At 71.2% G+C, this 18,262-nt stretch carries 12 protein-coding genes; 2 read left to right on the forward strand and 10 right to left on the reverse strand.

What is annotated here, in order from left to right; translation table 11 throughout:
* Positions 1 to 18: 18 nt before the first annotated feature.
* Entirely contained in the window at positions 19 to 801 is a 783-nt protein-coding gene (locus CFP65_RS36270; protein ID WP_217368224.1) for a YoaK family protein, read from the forward strand.
* Here the strand turns inward: CFP65_RS36270 and CFP65_RS36275 are convergent.
* The 8 genes from CFP65_RS36275 to CFP65_RS36310 form a co-directional block, all read right to left on the reverse strand.
* A complete protein-coding gene (locus CFP65_RS36275) occupies positions 753 to 2,495 on the reverse strand; it encodes a cellulase family glycosylhydrolase (protein WP_254552748.1) in 1,743 nt (580 codons plus the stop codon). The genes CFP65_RS36270 and CFP65_RS36275 overlap by 49 nt on opposite strands.
* A 25-nt stretch (positions 2,496 to 2,520) precedes the next feature.
* The gene (locus CFP65_RS36280; protein ID WP_104820161.1) at positions 2,521 to 4,275 is read right to left on the reverse strand and encodes a cellulase family glycosylhydrolase; all 1,755 of its coding nucleotides are present in this window, start codon (positions 4,273 to 4,275) and stop codon (positions 2,521 to 2,523) included.
* Positions 4,276 to 4,322: 47 nt separating this feature from the next.
* On the reverse strand, positions 4,323 to 5,834 hold the full coding sequence (locus CFP65_RS36285) for a glycoside hydrolase family 43 protein (protein WP_104820162.1): 1,512 nt from the start codon (positions 5,832 to 5,834) through the stop codon (positions 4,323 to 4,325).
* Between the two features lie 75 nt (positions 5,835 to 5,909).
* Positions 5,910 to 7,733, reverse strand: coding sequence for a cellulose binding domain-containing protein (locus tag CFP65_RS36290; RefSeq protein WP_104820163.1), 1,824 nt, complete (start codon positions 7,731 to 7,733; stop codon positions 5,910 to 5,912).
* A 166-nt stretch (positions 7,734 to 7,899) separates the two neighbouring features.
* Positions 7,900 to 10,020, reverse strand: a complete 2,121-nt coding sequence (locus CFP65_RS36295) for an alpha-galactosidase (protein ID WP_104820164.1) — start codon at positions 10,018 to 10,020, stop codon at positions 7,900 to 7,902.
* Positions 10,021 to 10,095: 75 nt separating this feature from the next.
* Positions 10,096 to 12,081: a beta-galactosidase gene (locus CFP65_RS36300; protein WP_104820165.1), complete on the reverse strand. Its 1,986-nt coding sequence runs from the start codon at positions 12,079 to 12,081 to the stop codon at positions 10,096 to 10,098.
* A gap of 27 nt (positions 12,082 to 12,108) precedes the next feature.
* Positions 12,109 to 13,137 carry a LacI family DNA-binding transcriptional regulator gene (locus tag CFP65_RS36305; protein WP_104820166.1) on the reverse strand — a complete coding sequence of 343 codons (1,029 nt, stop codon included), beginning with the start codon at positions 13,135 to 13,137 and terminating at the stop codon, positions 12,109 to 12,111.
* Between the two features lie 34 nt (positions 13,138 to 13,171).
* A complete protein-coding gene (locus tag CFP65_RS36310) occupies positions 13,172 to 14,143 on the reverse strand; it encodes a carbohydrate ABC transporter permease (protein ID WP_104820167.1) in 972 nt (323 codons plus the stop codon).
* Positions 14,144 to 14,335: 192 nt separating this feature from the next.
* Here CFP65_RS36310 and CFP65_RS36315 point away from each other — a divergent pair, with 192 nt between their 5' ends.
* On the forward strand, positions 14,336 to 15,463 hold the full coding sequence (locus CFP65_RS36315) for an RNA-guided endonuclease TnpB family protein (protein ID WP_217368225.1): 1,128 nt from the start codon (positions 14,336 to 14,338) through the stop codon (positions 15,461 to 15,463).
* A 34-nt stretch (positions 15,464 to 15,497) separates the two neighbouring features.
* On the opposite strand, the gene CFP65_RS36320 is transcribed toward CFP65_RS36315, so the two are convergent.
* Entirely contained in the window at positions 15,498 to 16,445 is a 948-nt protein-coding gene (locus CFP65_RS36320; protein WP_254552749.1) for a sugar ABC transporter permease, read from the reverse strand.
* The gene (locus CFP65_RS36325; protein ID WP_104820169.1) at positions 16,442 to 18,112 is read right to left on the reverse strand and encodes a Tat pathway signal sequence domain protein; all 1,671 of its coding nucleotides are present in this window, start codon (positions 18,110 to 18,112) and stop codon (positions 16,442 to 16,444) included. Before CFP65_RS36325 ends, CFP65_RS36320 begins: the two co-directional genes overlap by 4 nt.
* Between the last annotated feature and the right edge of the window lie 150 nt (positions 18,113 to 18,262).

Below are 18,262 nucleotides of genomic sequence, written 5' to 3' on the forward strand. Positions count from 1 at the left end.
ATTCCACGAGGAGGCTGTGTGGTGCGCGCCCATGCTGCGGAGCCGCCGCTCCCCACCTCGCAGTCCCTGCGGCTGGGCGTACTGCTGGCTCTGGTAGGCGGTGCGCTCGACGCTTTCACGTTCGTCGCCCACGGTGGGGTCTTCGCCAACGCGCAGACCGGGAACATCGTCCTGCTGGGCATCGCGGCCGCGCGGGGGCAGTGGGCACAGGCCGTTGGCCAGCTTCCGGCGATCCTCGCGTTCGTCGTCGGCGTGTTCGTCGCGGAGTCCCTCAAGCGACCGCGGGTGGCCGCCGCCGTTCGCCGGCCGGCCCGGGCGGCCCTCGTGCTGGAGATCGCGGTGCTCGCCGGTGTCGCGCCGGCGCCCGCCAACACTCCGGACACGCTCGTCATCGTCGTCATCGCTTTCACCGCCTCGGTGCAGGTCTCCACCTTCCGCAGGTTGGTGGACACCGCGTACAACACCACGATGACGACGGGGAACCTGCGCACCGCGACCCAGAGCGCCTACAAGGCCGTCATCGACCGCGATCGCGGAGCGGCCCGGCGAGCGGGCCAGTTCGGCGCCGTCATCGCCGCTTTTCTCGTCGGCGCGTCCGGCGGCGGCCTGCTGACGGCGGCCGTGGGTGCTCGCATGCTGTGGGTCCTGGTCGGCCTCCTCGCGCTGGGGCTGGCGCTGTTCGTCTACGACGAAGGACGACAGTTCGGGCCGGCCGCCGGGGGAGCGGCGGCCGGCCCGGAGACGGGTACGGATCAGGCGGCGGTGCCGGTGACCGTGGTGCCGGATTTGGTCAGGCGGTAGGTGACGGTGGCGCCGCTCCAGAAGCGGAAGGTGAGGGTGACCGGGGCGTCGTCCTTCAGCGAGGTGAGGAAGCCGGTCTTGACGGTGGTGGTGTTGGCGGCGTAGTCGGCGGCGTAGTTGTTGAACTCCTGGTAGGTGGTCCAGCCGTACGGGCCGGCGGCGGTGCCGTCGGCGTAGGTGGACTCGACGTTGGCCAGCAGGTCGCCGTTGAACCGGGTCGGGATGGTGAGCCCGTCGGTGGTGCCGGTGGCGTCGGACAGCACCGGTTGCTCGGCGGTGCGCACGTCGAGCTGCCAGGGGACGCCGTGGGAGTACCGGATCTGGAGGGTCGCGTCGACCCCGTAGGCCCGGTCGCCGGCCAGCCGGGTGAGGGCCTGGGCGGTGAGGGTCAGCTGGTCGCCGTTCAGGGTGAAGTCGCGGTTGAGGTGCAGGCGTTGGTCGCCCTGCCACAGGCCGGTGAAGCGCTGTCCGTTGAGGTTGAGGGAGACGGTCTGCGCCGCGACGGGGCCGGACTTCGGCAGGAAGAGGTTGTCGGTGGAGGCGGTGCCCGAGCGGGTCCGCCAGGAGGACTTGATCAGGGCCATCAGGGCGGGGTCACGCCACTGGAGGGTCTCGCGGTTCAGGTAGTTGGCGTCGTCCCAGAGCGCGGTGGTGATGCCGTCGGCCCGGGCGACGTAGTTGACGTGCTCGTAGTACTTCAGCATCTCCCCGCGCTCGACGATGCCGGAGCCCGGTTCGCTGAGCAGGCCGTACTCGCCGAGGTAGACGGGGATGCCCTTGGCGACGAAGGTGTCGTGCACCCGGGCGAAGCCTTCGGTCAGGTCCGCCTGGGTCTTGGCGTCGTAGGTCGTGCCGTTCGCGACGTTCACGCTGAACGGCCAGAAGCTGTAGTAGTGCACGGTCGCCACCAGGTTGCGGTCGTGCAGCGAGCTCATGGTCGTCGACAGGTCGTCCAGCCAGTGCTGGGCGTTGTTGGTCTCCTCGGAGGGCAGCACGAGCAGCCGGTCCTTGTTCACCCCGCCGCTGGCCCGGACGATGGTGTGGAACGAGGTGTTGAGCTCCCGCAGGTACTGGGTCTTCTGCGCGTCGGTCGCGTCGGCGAACTGCGGCTCGTTGATGCTCTCCATCAGCAGCTTGCGCGGCTCGTCCTTGAAGGCGGTGGCGATCTGCTGCCAGGTCGCGTCGAACCGGGCCAGGACGGTGTCGTGGTCGGTGGACATCTTGTTGATCCACTGCCACGAGTCGTGGTGGACGTTGATCTCCACGTAGAGGCCGTCCGCCAGGGCCAGGTCGACCACCTGCCTGACCCGCTTCATCCAGACCGGGTCGATGGCGTAGGGGGCGGTGGCGGACTGGTGGCCGGACCAGGTGACGGGGATGCGGACGCTGCGGAAGCCCTCCGCCCGGATCTTGTCGAACAGTGCCTTGGTGGTGAGCGGGTTGCCCCAGGAGGTCTCGTCGGGGATGGCGTCCAGGGTGTTGCCGAGGTTCCAGCTGGGCTGCATCGCGGCGACCGCGGCCATCGGATCCTCGGGAACGTACAGGCCGGCGGGCTGGGCGGCGTCCGGGGCGGCCGGCGCCGCGAAGGCGGGGACGGCGGTCAGCGCACCGGTGGTGACCAGCGCCGCCAGGAGGCCGGCGGTCCGACGGAGGCGGCGGGTGCGTCGGCGCGAGGGCTGCTGTGAGGCGTACACGAGGGGTGTCCCTTCCGTCGGGCCGTCAGGAGGCGGTGCCGGTGACCGTGGTGCCCGACTTGGTCAGGTGGTAGGTGACGGTGGCGCCGCTCCAGAAGCGGAAGGTGAGCGTCACCGGGGCGTCGTCCTTGAGCGACTTGAGGAAGTCGGCCTTGACGGTGGTGGTGTTGGCGGCGTAGTCGGCGCGGTAGTTGTCGAAGGACTGGTAGGTGGTCCAGGAGGCCGGGCCGGCGGCGGTGCCGTCGGTGTAGGTGGACTGGACGTTGGCCACCAGGTCGCCGTTGAACCGGGTCGGGAGGGTCAAGCCGTCGGTGGTGCCGGTGGCGTCGGACAGCGCGGCCTGGGCGTAGGAGCGCACGAAGAGCTTCCACGGGACGCCGTCGGAGTACCGGACCTCGAGGGTGGCCTTGACCCCGGTGGCGCGGTCACCGGCCAGCCGGGTGAGGGCGCTCGCGGTCAGGGTGAGCCGGTTGCCGTCGAGGGTGTAGTCGAGGTACGGGATCAGCGGGCGGTCGCCCTGCCAGAGGCCGGTGAACCACTGCCCGTTGGGGTTCAGGGTGATGGTCTGAGCCGTGAGGGGGCCGGAGGCCGGCAGGTAGAGGTTGTCGGTGGAGGCGGTGCCCGAGCGGGTCCGCCAGGAGGTCTGGATCAGGGCCTTCATCTCGGGGACCATCCACTGCATGGTGGACCGGTTCAGGAAGTCGTTGGCGGCGTCCCAGACGGCGGTGGTCAGGCCGTTGACCCGGGCCTCGTAGTTGACGTGCTCGAAGTACTTCAGCATCTCGCCGCGCTCGACCACGCCGGAGTAGGGCGAGGTGAGCAGGCCGTACTCGCCGAGGTAGACGGGGATGCCCTTGGCGACGAAGGTGTCGTGCACCCGGGCGAAGCCGTCGTGCAGGTCGGCCTGCGCCGTGGCGTCGTAGGTCGGATCGTTGGCGATGTTCACGCTGAACGGGTACCAGCTGTAGTAGTGCACGGTGGCGACCAGGTTGCGGTCGTTCAGCGAGTTCATCGTGGTCGACAGGTCGTCCAGCCAGTGCTGGGCGTTGTTGGTCTCCTCGGAGGGCAGCACGAGCAGCCGGTCCTTGTTCCGCCCGCCGCTGGCCCGGACGATGGCCTGGAACGAGGTGTTGAGCTCGCGCAGGTACTGGGTCTTCTGGGCGTCGGTCGCGTTGGAGAACTGCGGTTCGTTGATGCTCTCCATGAGGAGTGCGCGCGGCTCGTCCTTGAAGGCGGTGGCGATCTGCTGCCAGGTCGCGTTGAACCGGGCCATGATGGTGTCGTGGTCGGTGGACATGTACTCGATCCACTGCCAGGAGTCGTGGTGGACGTTGATCTCGACGTAGAGGCCGGCGGTGAGGGCCAGGTCGACCACCTGCTTGACCCGTGCCATCCACGCCGCGTCGATGGTGTAGGGGGCGGTGGCGGATTGGTGCGGGTACCAGGTGACGGGGATCCGGACGCTGCGGAAGCCCTGGGCGCGGAGGCCGTCGAAGGTCGCCTTGGTGGTGAGCGGGTTGCCCCAGGAGGTCTCGTCGGGGATGGCGTCCAGGGTGTTGCCGAGGTTCCAGCTGGGCTGCATCGCGGCCACGGCGGCCATCGGGCTCTGCGGGACGGCGACGGCTCGAGCCGGGGTCGGGCCGGACGGTGCGGCGACGGCGGTGCCGCAGGCGAGGCTGCCGGTGGTGGCCAGGGCCACGAGGAGGCCGGCCGTCCGGTGGAGGCGGCGGCTGCGCGGGCGGGGGCTGCGGGGGCGGGCGGTGTGCTGTGCGTCGTTCACGGGGTGTCCCTTCGGGGTGAACTGAGCGGGAGATCCCTGGCGGGTGGTCAGGGAAGTTGGAGCGGCTCGTAGTCGAAGTGGTCGAAGTGGACGGTGCCGGCCGCGGCGTACATGCCGATGACCCGGCCGGTGAAGCCGCCGGCCACCTCGGTGGACAGGTAGCGGCCGGCGAGGTCGGCGAGCACGGTGAAGGTGCCGTCGGGCTCCTCGATGCCGAAGGAGAGGACGTCCGGCCCGGTCCGCGAGCCGCGCGGGGGCTCGGGAGCGATCTCGACGCCGAGCACGACCGCTCCGGCGGGCACCGCGCGGGTGGCGACCTCGGTGCGCAGCGGGCCGATCCGGGCGTAGACCTTCACCTCGCCGTCTGCGGCCTCGATCTCGTAGTGGTGCTCCTCGTCCAGGCGGACGGCCAGGCCGCCGCGGCCGTCGGTGGGGTCGATCAGGGTGCGGGCCCGGCAGGAGAGGTGCTGCTGGCGGTGGCCGACGAACACCACGTCGGGCTCGTCCGGGGAGGCGCCGGCGGCGCGCAGGGTCAGCCAGCCGGAACGTTCCTTCGTGGTGCACATGCTCTGTGAGCGTTCACGGACCGAGATCCAGCGCGGGTGCAGCTCGGCGTCGTCGAACTCGTCCCGGGCGGGCTCGGCGGGGACGGGGTGCAGCGGCCAGGCGGGGGCGGGCAGTTCGAGGGCGACCTCGCCGACCACCGGCCAGCCGTCCACCCACTCGACGGGGGCGAGGAAGGTCTCCCGGCCCAGCACGTGCCAGCCGGGGGTGCCGCCGCCGGGCCGCACGCCCAGGAGCACCAGGCACCAGGAGCCGTCGGGGGCCTGGACGAGGTCGGCGTGGCCGGTGTTCTGGATCGGGCGGTGGGTGCTGCGGTGGGTCAGGATCGGATTGGCCGGGCAGGGTTCGAACGGGCCGTCGGGCGCGCGGCCGCGGGCGATGGAGACGGCGTGGCCGCGCTCGGTGCCGCCCTCGGCGATCATCAGGTACCAGTAGTCGCCGATCCGGTACAGGTGCGGGGCCTCGGGGGCCAGGGCGCCGGGGGTGCCGGACCAGACCCGGTGCGGCTCGCCGAGGGTCTCGCCGGTGGCCAGGTCCAGTCGGACCTGGGAGACGCCGGCGACGGTGACCCAGCAGGTGCCGTCCTCGTCCCAGGCGAGGTCCGGGTCGATGCCGTGGACGCCGGGCAGCCGGATCGGGTCGGACCAGGGGCCGGCCGGGTCGGTGGCGGTGAAGAGCAGGTTGCCGCCGTCGCCGACGTTGGTGACGATCAGCCAGAACCGGCCGTCGTGGTGGCGCAGGGTCGGAGCGAAGATGCCGCCGGAGGACGGCATCTCGCGGGGCAGGCACAGCTGGCTGGGCCGCTCCAGGGCGTTGCCGAGCTGTGTCCAGTGCACCAGGTCGCGGCTGTGGAAGACGGGGATGCCGGGGAAGTACTCGAAGCTGGAGCAGACCAGGTAGTAGTCGTCGCCCACGCGGCAGACGCTGGGGTCGGGGTGGAAGCCGGGGATCACCGGGTTGGAGACGGTGGCGCCGGGCTGGGGCTGTGCTGACACGTGGTCGGTTCCTTAGCTGGTAGGTGGGGTGGTGCCCCGGGCTGTCAGGTCCCGGGGCACCGGCTCGGGGGTGGCTCAGCCGATTGCGCAGGAGGCGCCGTTGAACCAGAAGGCGGACGGGTTGGCGTCACTGCTGGACCAGGTGGCCCTGAAGCCCCACTGGACGCTGCCGCCCTGCGGGACGGCGGCGTCGTAGGAGACGTTCGCGGCGTTGATGCCCGTGCCGCTCTGCGTGACCGAGGCGTTCCAGGTGTTGGTGATGCTGTTGTCGCCGGGGAAGTTGAAGCCGAGCGACCAGCCGTTGACCTGGCCGAGGCTGTTGTTGACGACGGTCAGGTTGCCGACCATGACGCCGGACCACTCGTTCTTGTTGTAGACGACCCGGCAGGGCGCGGCGGTCGGGTGCATCTGGACGACCGTGATGCCGTAGGCGGGCACGGTCTGGGCGGTCGGGCTGCCGCTCTGGGCGGAGGTGATCGCGCGGGCGTTCTTGAGGTAGGAGTGGACGGTCGGGGTGGCGCCGGAGGGGGTGAACCCGCTGTACGAGAGGTTCACCGTGGCCGCGTTGTTCGGGTCCCGGTTGATCAGCATGACGTCCACGTCGCCGTCGGCGCGGCGGACGGCGTGCGCGGAGAGCAGCGAGGAGGAGCTGGCGGCCTTGACCAGGGTGTCCCCGGGAGCACCCAGTTTGGAGATCATCTGGATGCCGTAGTAGGCGGGGAAGGGGGTGTTGGCGGCGGGTTCGCAGGGCGAGCCGCTGGAGACCATGCCGCCGTCGTTGTAGTCGGTGGCGCCCTCGACGGTGGTCACCTTGCTGCAGTCGGTGCCGTTGCGCAGGTCCCACCAGTCGACGTTGAACGCGCCGTTCTCCAGCCAGGTGAGGTAGTTGTCGGGGGCGAACAGCCCGTTCGGGGAGGTGTCCAGGTACGCCTGGGCGTTCGCCTCCGTCACCGCGATGCCGACGTTCGGGGCGTTGGTGCCGGCGTACTGGTTGATCAGCGAGCGGACGGTGCTCGCGATGGCCGGGTTCTGGGCCTGCGGTTTGGTGAGCAGGTCGGCCGGGCTGGTGCTGGTGGGGTAGGCGTGCACGATCGCGAAGTCGATCTTCGTGCCGGCGATCGACAGCACGGTGTGGTTCCAGTCCATGGTGTCGCCCGGGCCGATCATGCCGTCCGGCCAGTAGCCGGGGGTGGTCAGCACGGCGCCGATCTTGACGCTCGGGTCGGCGGCCTTCATCGCCGAGACGTACTGCACCAGGTTGTTCGCGTAGGTGGTGGCGCTCTTGCTGCTGTGGGTGTCGTACTCCCAGTCGGCGCCGTACTCGCCGTTGCCGTAGACCTCGTTGCCGATCTCCCAGTACTTGACGTCATCGCTCTTGGTGACGTTGGCGTACCGGACCCAGGCGGCGGCCTCCTGGGCGGTGCCCGAGCCGTAGTTGACGGTGATGATCGGCTGCGCTCCGGCGGCGCGCACGGTGCCCATGAAGGCGTCGAAGCCGGTGTTCGGGGCGACGTACGCACCGCCCTCGGCGGTGCCGGTCTGCCAGTGGTAGACGTCGGAGTGGCTGCCGCCCGGGTAGCGGACGGCGTTGAAGCCGGCCGTGCTGAGCAGGCCGGGGGTGGCGGCGGAGTTCATGGCGGCGTCGTAGACCGGGATGTTCACGCCGACGCCGGTGGCGGGGACGGTGGCGAGCTGTAGGGCGGCGTCCACGGACACCGACACGGGGTTCGCGGCGACGGCTTTGGCGGCGGCGTTGGCTTGGGCGGGCGGTGCGAGGGCGGCGATCGCGCCGGTGGCGGCGAGCGCGAAGGCCGCCGTGACGGCGATGGCTCGTTCATGGGTGGACCGAAGTGCACGGCTGGACTGGACTGCACGGCTGGACTGGAGTTGCCTTCTCATTGCGTCCCTCCAGGGGGTGGGGGTGCGGGGGCTCGCGTGGGGGCGGGCTCCCGCGTTCTGGACGGTCGGGCCCGGTCCGGCTGGTGCGGGCGGTCCGGGCGAGAAGCGTGGTCGGGCGCGGCGGTGGTCCGGCGGGGTGGGGAACGCGCGGTGGCGGAACGCATCGTCAACTCCCCTCGGGGTAGGCCCTGGTGAGGCGGAGCAGGATGGCGGAGGGGGCCGCCGGGAGGGTCAGGGCGAGTTCGGCGGAGTCCGGGTGCCAGGCGGTGGCGGCCCGGTCGGCGGCGGGGTAGAGCTGCTCGACGCGGACCTGCGCACCGGCCAGGTGGGGCAGGCTGAGTTCGGCGACGGCCGGACCGCCGCGGCGCCAGGCCGTGACGTAGGTGGTCTCCGGAGTGTGCAGTGCGAGGGCGATCCACGGGTCCTCCCAGCCCGGCAGGCCGAGCGGCCAGGCGGGCAGGGCGTGCGGCAGGTCGGCGCGGAGGGACTTGTGCACGGCGACCGCTTCATGGACCAATTCGCGCTGTGCCGCGGAGAGTTCGGTGAGCCGGCCGGAGAGGTGGATCCGGCCGAGCAGCGCGTTGGCCATGGTGAAGGCGGTCTCGTCGAGGGAGTGCCTGGGCAGCGGGTACGCCCAGACGGCGCCCTGCTCGGGGGTGACGGCGGTGGGGGCCGCCGCCGCGATGGGCGGGTAGCGCAGCAGGTCCTGCTGGTCACTGGTGGACTGCAGCTGCAGGCGGGAGAGCAGGGCGTGGTCCATCCGCATGCCGCCGGAGGCGCAGTTCTCCAGCACCAGGCCCGGGTGGCGGTCCAGGATGTCGTCCAGCCAGTCGAGTTGGGCGCGGTTGTGGCCGAGCAGGCCGGCCGCCGGGGCTTCGCCGGGGTGGCTGCTGGTGCCGGACCCGGGGTCGGTGTTGTGGTCCAGCTTGAGGTAGCCGACGCCCCACTCGCCGACCAGGCGGTCCACCACGGCGTCCAGGTGGGCCCGGGCGGCGGGGTGGCGCAGATCCAGGTGGTAGCGGCCGCCACCCTCCTCCACGCGGCTGCCGTCGCGCCGGAAGAACGCCTCCGGCGGCAGAGAGTCGGCCACCGCGCTGGAGACCCCGACCGCCTCTGGCTCTAGCCAGAGACCGGGGGTCATGCCCCGCTCCCGGATGCGGTCCAGGACCTCGTGGATCCCGCCGGGGCCGGGGAACCGGGAGGCGGAGGGCTCCCAGGCCCCGACGGAGCTCCACCAGTTGTCGCCGTCGTCGTACCAGCCGGCGTCGATGACGAAGCACTCCGCCCCGGCCTCGGCGGCGGCGTCGACCAGGGGCAGCAGCTTGGCGGTGGTGGGGTCGCCCATCAGGCAGTTCATGTAGTCGTTGAAGACGACCGGCAGCCGGTGGTGGTCGGGGTGCGGGCGGCGGGTGGCGCGGCGGTAGCGGGTGAGGGCGGCGAAGGCGCCGGCGGGGCCGCCGTCCGCGCTGACGGCGAGGGCCACCGGCACGGTGCGGAACTCGGCGCCGGGGGCCAGCGGGTGGCGCCAGCCGTGGTCGGCGTCGGTCGGGCCGTGCAGCGCCACGTACGCGGTGTCGTCGCGCACGCCGGACTCCCAGCGCCAGCCGCCGCCGTTGTGCTCGATCTGCCAGAGCAAGGTCCGGCCCGACCGGCGGTCCGTCAGGCCGCCCATCGGCAGGTGGCCGCAGCTGGACCAGACACCCCGACCGGCCACCACGTGGGTGCTGCGGCCGGCGGTGGTGGGGAAGCGGCCGCCACGGTCGGGGGAGGACATCCGCAGCGGCCCGCGCTGCCAGCGGAGTTCGGCGCACCAGTCGTTCTCGGCCCACAGCAGCTCGGCGCGGTCCAGCTCGGCCGGGCCGTCCCCGGTGAGGCAGCCCGCGACGAGCGAGCCGACCGACTCCAGGTGCAGCGTCCGGGCGCCCTCGTTGCGGAGCAGGACCTCGCTGCGGAGCACCGGCAGGCCGTCCGGGGAGCGGTAGACCACCTCGGCGGTCAGACCGGTGCCGGGGTCGTGGAGTTCGACGGTGAGCACGTGCCAGGCGCCGTCCCGGGTCACGCGGTGGGCGCGGTGGCGCAGGCGGGTGCCGAGGGTGGTGTTGACGAGGTGCCGGCCGGACCAGTGGCGGCCGAGGTCGGCGGTGGTCACCTCCACGAGCGGCAGCGGCGCGGCGGGGCGCGGCGGGGTGGTCTTCTCGTCGGGGGCGCCGATCCGGACCAGGCGGGGCGGGCCGTGCTCGTCCAGGGCGATCTCCAGCTCGAGGGCCTGGTGGCCCCAGCGGATCATGTGAGCGCTCACAAATCTCCTCGGGCGGATGCGGGACGGCGACGGGCACGGATGTGGGAGAGCGTCGGGCAGAGGTCAGTGCGCGCGCAGGACGGCGCAGCCGCCGGGCGGGAGTTCGCTGAGGAACCGGTCCGTGAGCAGGTCCCGGCCGGGCTCCGGGAGCGGGACGGCCTCGTCGCGGTGGCTGATCAGCAGGTGCCACCTCCGGCCGTCCGGGGCGTGGCGGGTGACGGCCTCGACGCCGGGTGGCAGGCCGGGCAGTCCGGCGGTGACGCCGGCCTCGGTGAGCAGCCGGCCGACCAGACCGGCGTAGCCGGAGTCGTCCAGCCGGCTGGAGAGGTACCAGCCGTGGCCGGTGCCGAAGGGGTGCCGGGTGAGCGCGGGCCGGCCGGCGAGCATGCCGTGGGTGTAGGCCGCCACCGCCTCGGCGCCCTCGGTGCGCAGCGACTCGCTCCAGACGGTGGCCGTCGAGCCGTCCGACAGGGTGATCCGCTCGCCCTCGGCCAGCGGGCGGTACTCCTCGACCCGGATGCCCAGCGCCTCGCGCAGCGGTGCGGCCGGGTACCCGCCGAGCCGGGAGTGGAGGTGCTCGTCGACCACGCCGCTGAAGTGCTGGACGAGCAGGGTGCCACCGCCTGCCACGTAGTGGCGGAGATTCTCGGCGCTCGCGTCGGTGAGCAGGAACAGGGCCGGGGCGAGGACCAGCCGGTAGCCGGCCAGGCTCTGCCCGGGGTGGGCGAAGTCGACGGTGGCGCCCGCGTCCCAGAGCGCCCGGTGGGCGCGGCGCAGCGCGGTGAAGTAGTCGAGCTCGGCGGAGGGGAGCCCGTCCACGTTCATCGCCCACCAGGCGTCCGGGTCGTGCAGCACGGCGACCTCGGCGCGGACCGTGGAGCCGGCCAGCTCACCGAGCCGGGCCAGGGACTCGCCCAGGGCGGTGACCTCGCGGAAGGTGCGGCTGTCCGGCCCGGCGTGCGGGACCATCGCGGAGTGCCACTGCTCGGCGCCGGCCTTGGACTGGCGCCACTGGAAGAACAGCGCGCCCTCCGAACCGCGGGCGATGTGGCCCAGCGAGTGGCGCAGGACGTCGCCCGGCTCCTTGGCGAGGGTGCGGCCGCCGGCGTAGACGGTGTTCGTGCCCGACTCCATCAGCAGCCAGGGCGCGCCGCCGGCGAAGGAGCGGGCCCGGTCGGCGTCGAAGGCGGCCTGGGCGGCGGCGTCGACGCCCGGGGCGCCGGGGTAGTGGTTCACCGAGACCAGGTCGACTTCGCGCCCGAAGGCCCACAGGTCGAGGTTCTGGTAGCCGGGCAGCATCAGGTTGGTGGTCACCGGGCGGTCGCTGCGCGCGCGGATCGCGTCGCGCTGCTCGCGGTAGGCGGCGAGGGTCTGGTCGGACCAGAAGCGGCTGAAGTCCAGGGCCTGCCCGGGGTTGTGGTGCCACTGGGTGGCGCGCGGCGGCAGGATCTGCTCCCAGGCGGTGTAGTGCTGGCTCCAGAAGGCCGTGCCCCAGGCGTGGTTGAGGGCGTCGAGGTCGCCGTGCCGGTCGCGCAGCCAGACCCGGAAGGCGGCGGCCGTGTGGTCGCACCAGCACAGGGTCGCGTACTCGTTGTGGACGTGCCACAGGGCGAGCGCGGGGTGGTCGCCGTAGCGTTCGGCCAGGGCGCCGGCGATCCGGGCGGCGGCCTGCCGGTAGGCGGGGGCGGCGAGGCAGTAGGTGTCCCGGCTGCCGTGGGTCAGGCGGAGGCCGTCGGGCCGGACGGCGAGGGCGTCCGGGTGGGCCAGGGTGAACCAGGGCGGCGGGGAGGCGGTGGGGGTGGCCAGGTCGACGGCGACGCCGTTCAGGTGCAGACGGTCGAGGTGGGCGTCGAGCCACGCGAAGTCGTAGCGGCCCTCCTCGGGTTCGAGCAGGGCCCAGGAGAAGACGCCGACGGTGGCCAGGTTGACCTTGGCCAGGCGCATCAACTCGTCGTCCTGCTTCCAGACTTCGGCATCCCACTGCTCGGGGTTGTAGTCGCCCCCGAAGGCGAGGCCGCCGAGGCGGTCGGTGAGCCGGTGGATGTCCATCGGGGTGCCGTCCTTCCGGTCGGTGGGTCAACTGCTCGATGGGGAGGGCGCGGTGCTCTCTCTGATCACCAGCTCCGGTGGCATCAGCACGAGTTGGTCCGCCGGCTCCTCGCCCGCGGCGGTGGCGGCGATCCGGGCCATGACCTGGTCGAGGGCGACCTGGCCCAGTTCCTTCTGCGGGCCGGTCACGGAGGTGAGCCGCGGGGAGTGCTGCTCGGCCATCGGATCGGGGCAGAGGGCGATGACGGAGGCGTCCTCCGGGACGGTCCGCCCGTTGATGCGCAGCAGGGCGAGGAGGGGGCCGATCGCGGCCTCGTTCTGCACCACGAACCCGGTGGTGTGCGGGCGGTCCGCGAGGATGCGGGCCAGGGTGCCGGCGGTGCTCTCGTAGGTGCCCTCGCAGGGGCGGTGGAGGAAGCGGAGGCCGCGCTGCTCGGCGCGGGCGCGGAAGCCGCTGAGGGTGCGCTCCGCGTAGCCGGCGTGCCGCCGGTAGACCCCGCTGCTGTAGCCGATGAAGGCGAGGTCGCGGTGGCCCAGGTCGGCCAGGTGGTCGGCGCACAGGGCGCCGGCGGTGGCGAAGTCGTGGTCGACGCAGGAGAGTCCGGCGGGGTCGTCGGGGAGGCCGATGAGCGCGGCCGGGATGCCCTGGGCGCGCAGCACCGGGACGCGGTCGTCGTCGAGGCGGACGTCCATCAGGATCACCCCGTCGGCGAGCCCGGTGGCGGCGACCCGGCGGACTCCGTCCGGGCCCTCGTCGTTGGTGAGGAGCAGGACGTCGTACCCCCGTTCGCGGGCTGCCACGGTGACGGCGATGGCGATCTCCATCATGGTGGGCACGTGCACGTCGGGGTGGAGCGGGACGACCAGGGCGATGATGTGCGAGCGCTTGCCGGCCAGGGCCCGCGCACCGGCGTTGGGGTGGTAGCCGAGGTCCGTGACGGCCCGTTCGATACGGGTCCTGGTCTCGGTGGAGATCGGCCGCTTGCCGCTGAGGGCGTAGCTGACCGTGCTCGCCGAGACGCCGGCCTGCCGGGCCACGTCGGCCAGTGTCACCATCGCTGTCGTTTCCTTCGTCTCGGTCCGGTGGGGGTCAGCCCTTGATCGCGCCCGTGAGGACCCCGGCGCGCAGGTGCTTCTGCACGAACGGGTACACGATCACCAGTGGTACCAGCGTGAGCACCACGACCGCCATCTGCAGGGCCAGCGGCGCGGTCTGGGCGTGGGTGCTGCCGAAGCCCGAGTTGACGGAGCCGGGCAGGCCGTTGCCCCGGTTGACGTAGGTGAGCAACACGTACTGCAGCGGCCATTTCTGACTGTCCGTCGGCAGGTAGAGCATCACGTTGAAGAAGGAGTTCCAGTAGCCGACCGCGTAGAACAGCGCGGTGACGGCGGTGACGGCACGTGAGGTGGGCAGCACGACGGACCAGAGGATGCGCCACTCGCCCGCGCCGTCCATCCGGGCGGCGTCGATGAGCTCGGCGGAGGTGTCCTGGTAGAAGGCGCGCAGCACCAGGATGTTGAAGACCGAGACGGCGCTCGGCAGGATCAGCGCCCACCACTGGCCGTAGCCGCCGAGCCCGGTGACCACCAGGAAGCTGGGGATCAGGCCGCCGCTGACGAACATGGTGACGATCAGCACCAGCAGCAGGAAGCGGTGCCCGAGCGAGCGCGGCCGGGAGAGGCCGTAGGCGCACAGGACGGAGACGGCCATCGAGAGCACGGTGCCGACCACGGTGATGCCGAGGCTGACCAGCAGGGCGGTGCGCACGGTCGGGTCGCCGAGCATCTGCCGGTACGTCTCGGCGGTCAGGCCGTCCGGCCAGATCACCAGCCCGCCGGCCCGGTTGACGGCGCCGGGGGTGGAGAAGCTGGTCAGGAGGATGATCCAGAGCGGTACCAGGATGACGGCCAGCGTGGTGCCGAGCGTGATCCCCTTCGCGGCCTGCCCGACGGCGGTGGGGGGCTCCTCCCAGGGCGGCCGGGCGGAGCGGGCCCGGCGTCGGGTGGCCGCCGCCGTACGGGCCTTCTCCCGCCGGGAGGTGATGGTGAGTGCGTTGGTCATCCGAGACCTCCAGGGAGACCCCGGCCGCTAGGACGGGGAGGTGTTGGCTTGCCGCGAAGGGGCTCCTCCCCGGCGGGAGACTGGGGGAGGTCCGGGGGTCGGCAGGCCGCTGCGGAGGCGGCATGCCATTCCTGTAAGTAGTCAATTGATTACGTATAGTGGTGATAGTCTGGAATCCATGCCAGCACCCATGTGAAGCGGGCCTACCGCTATCGCTTCTATCCGACTGACGCGCAGGCAGCCGAGCTGTCGCGCACGTTCGGGTGCGTGCGGAAGGTCTACAACATGGCGTTGCAGGCGTGCACGAAGGCATGGGCGCTGAATCAGGAACGGGTCAGCTACGGCGCCACGTCGGCGATGCTGACGCAGTGGAAGAAGACCGAGGACCTGGCCTACCTGTCCGAGGTGTCCTCGGTCCCCTTGCAGCAGACGCTTAGGCACCTGCAAGGGGCGTTTACCAACTTCTGGCAGAAGAGGGCGAAGTACCCGAGATTCAAGTCCCGAAAGAAGTCCCGGAAGTCCGCGGAGTACACGAGGTCCGCGTTTCGGTTCCGGGACGGTCGGCTGTGGCTGGCGAAGATGGCCGGGCGCTGGTTCGTCTCCATGCTGTGCGACGACCGGCCGGCCATGCCGGTACCAGTCAGCGCGGCCGTGGGGATCGACGTGGGTATCATCAGCGTGGTGACGCTCTCCACGGGGGAGAAGATCACCAACCCCCGGCAGGAGAGCAAGGGGCGGGAACGCCTCGCCAAGGCCCAGCGTGACCTCGCCCGCAAGGCCGAGGGCGATGGCATGAACCGGGCGAAGGCCCGGCGCAGGGTTGCCCGAGTGCACGCGAGGGTCGCCGACCGGGGTAGGGATTTCCTGCACAAGCTCACCACTCGACTCGTTCGTGAGAACCAAACGATCGTGATCGAGGATCTGACCGTCCGGGACATACTCAAGAATCGGCGGCTCTCCCGAGTCGTCTCGGATGCCTCCTGGACCGAGATGCGTTCCATGCTGGAGTACAAGACGGATTGGTACGGGCGCGAGTTGATTGTGATCGATCGCTGGTTCCCCTCCTCCAAGCTGTGCTCCAGCTGTGGCACCTTGCAGGGCAGGATGCAGCTCGACGTCCGCGAGTGGACGTGCGGCTGCGGGGCGACCCACGACCGGGACGTGAACGCAGCGATCAACATCCTGGCCGCCGGGCTGGCGGTTGCAGCCTGTGGAGACGGTGTAAGACCTCAACGGAGCACTCCGGGCGGGCAGTCGTCTATGAAGCAGGAAGTTGTCCCACCGCCGCGCTCACGCGCAGCGGGTCAGTCGCGAGGCTGAGGGGAATCCCCGTTCTTCGGAGCGGGGAAGGAGGTCAATTCCGGTACAACCCGTCCTCGCCGAAGGCGTGGGCCAGCTTGTTGGCGCCCCAGATGAGCAGGAGGGAGACCACGCTCTTGAAGAGCCCGGCCGCCGCGCCGAAGCTGTAGCCGCCGGTGGCGATGCCGTAGTAGAAGGAGAAGGTGTCCAGGACGTCGGCGGCGTCGTGGCCGACGGCCTCGCGCTGGATCAGGAACTGCTCGAAGCCGACCGAGAGGGCGTTGCCCAGGCGCAGCACCAGCATCAGCACGATCACCCCGCGCAGGCCCGGCAGCGTGATGTGCCACAGCCGTCGCAGCCGCCCCGCGCCGTCGGCCGCCGCGGCCTCGTACAGCTCGCCGTTGATCGCGCTGAGCGCCGCGAGGAAGACGATGATCCCCCAGCCGGCCTCCTTCCAGATGGCCTGGGAGGTGACCAGGAGGGCGAAGGTGTGCGGGTTGGTCATGATGTCCCAGGTGGCCAGGGAGTGCTGGCGCAGGAACTGGTTGAGCGCGCCGGCGCCGCCGAGCATCTGCTGGAAGATGGTGACCGCCAGCACCCAGGAGAAGAAGTGCGGCAGGTAGACCACGGACTGGAAGAAGTTGCGGATCCGCTCGCTCACCACGGAGTCGAGCAGCAGGGCGAGCGCGATCGGGACGGGGAAGAAGAGCACCAGCTGGACGAAGCTGAGGTAGAGCGTGTTCTTCAGCGCGGCCCAGAACGCCGGGTCGTTGAAGAGCTGCTGGAACTGGTCGAGGCCGACCCACTCGCTGTGCCAGACCCCGACCAGCGGGTCGTAGTCCTGGAAGGCGGTGACGATGCCGAACAGCGGCGCGTAGTTGAAGACCAGCAGCAGGAGGACGGCGGGCACCGTCATCAGCAGGAGCGACCTGTCGCGCCGCAGCCTGGCCCGCCAGCCGAGCCGCGCGGGGTGGGCCGGGCGCTTCGGTGCGGCGGTGCTCACCGGCCGGCGCCGTACTTGTCGAGGACCTCGGTGGTCATCCACTGCTTGAGCCGCTCGCCGGGGCCGGAGCGCCAGGCGGCGATGGCGGCCTGCACGTCGGAGACCTTCTTCTTGCCGTGGTAGCAGTCCTTGAGGGTGTCGTTGACGCTCTGCGCGGCGTCGGCCACGGAGATCGCCTGGGGCATGCTGAAGTTCATGCCCCAGAAGGGCGGCTTGGTGAGGTACTTGACGTTGGCCGCGGACCAGGCCGCGTAGTCCTTGGTGACCTGGTCGCCGCCCGGGTTGCTGATCACCGAGGCGGGGGCCGCCAGGAACGGCAGGGCCGTCGCCTGGACGTCCTTCTTTCCCTCCTCGGTGAAGGTGGGCACGCCGTTCACCCGGGTGTGGTGGACGCCCTCGACGCCGAAGTTGACCAGGGTGTACTCGGCGGTGCCGTAGGGGGCGGCGAGGTAGTCGGCGACGCCGAGCAGCTCCTCGATCTGGGCGGGCTTCAGAGCGGCGTTCAGGTAGCTGATCATGCTGCTGGAGGCGCCCATGTAGATCACCGGGGTGCCCTTGCCGTCGGCGGTGAGGGCGTCGAGGGCGCCGCGCCGGTACTTCGGGTCGGCGGCGGTGCCGGACTGGTGGTCGGCCAGGTTCCAGGCGCCCAGTCCGCCGCCCCCGATGAGCGTCTTGCCGCTGTAGAAGCGGGTGTTCCCGTTGGCGTTGTCGCCGGCGAGCGCGTCCGGGTGCATGAAGCCGGAGGTGGCCAGGCGGTAGTGCCAGTCGAGGGCCTCCAGGAACTCCTGGGTCTCGAAGGGGTGGACCAGCTTGCCGCCCTCGATCCGCCAGTTCATGGGGACGTTCCAGGCCGTCTGGAGGTAGGTCCACACGTCGTCGAAGGCCCACACGCCCCGCTTGGCGTCGGTCAGTTCCTTGCCGAGGTGCATCAGGTCGTCGGCGGACCTGATCTGGTCGGGGGTGATGCCCCGGGCTTCGAGGACGTCCCGGCGGTAGAAGGTGGCGCCGGGGATGCCGAAGCTGGTGGAGAAGCAGGGGATGCCGTAGAGCCGGTCGCCCCAGACCCCGTCCTGCCAGGCGCCGGTGGGGAGGGCGGCCAGGTTCGGGTACTTCTTGATCCAGTCGCCGGACAGGTACGGCGTCAGGTCCGCGAGTTGGGCGCCGACCAGTGAGCCGGTGTTGAACTTGGCGTTCCACCAGGCCGGCAGGTTGATCCAGTCGGGCAGCTTCTTGGCGGCGGTCATGGTCGGCACGATGGTGTCGTAGGTGTTCCCGTCGGCCGGTTTGACGGTCAGTTCGATCCCGAGGGCCTTGTCCATCGCCTGGAAGAAGGAGTTGCCGGCCGGCGGGTTGGTGCCCCAGAGCGGGGTGACGGCGGTGTAGCTGCCGCCCTTGCCGGGGACGCCGCTCACGCTGGTGGGCGGGTGCGCCGGGTAGGACAGGTAGGCCGGGTCGGTCGCGGCGTCCGCTCCGCCCGCGACCGGGGCGATGTCGGGCTTGACCGCGCCGGCGTTCGCCAAGTAGGTCGGCAGGGCCGACTTGAGCCCTGCCGCGGTGTTCGCGGCGGCCTTCCTGCCGCCACCGTCGCCGCAGGCGGACAGCAGCGGCGCCATCGCGGCGGCCCCTGCCACGGTGGCGGCGGTGCTCAGGAAGCTCCTGCGGTTCATCCCGGATCTCATGGTGGCGTGGCCCCTCTCCGTCGAAGCGCGTCGATGCGCGCTGAGAGTGTCGAAGCGTGGCGAAGCGTCGAAACGCTTGGATGTTTCGGCGAGACTAACGACGCGTTACCAATTGGGCAAGGGCCTGAACAAATCCAA

This window comes from Kitasatospora sp. MMS16-BH015 (assembly GCF_002943525.1).
Classification (GTDB): domain Bacteria; phylum Actinomycetota; class Actinomycetes; order Streptomycetales; family Streptomycetaceae; genus Kitasatospora.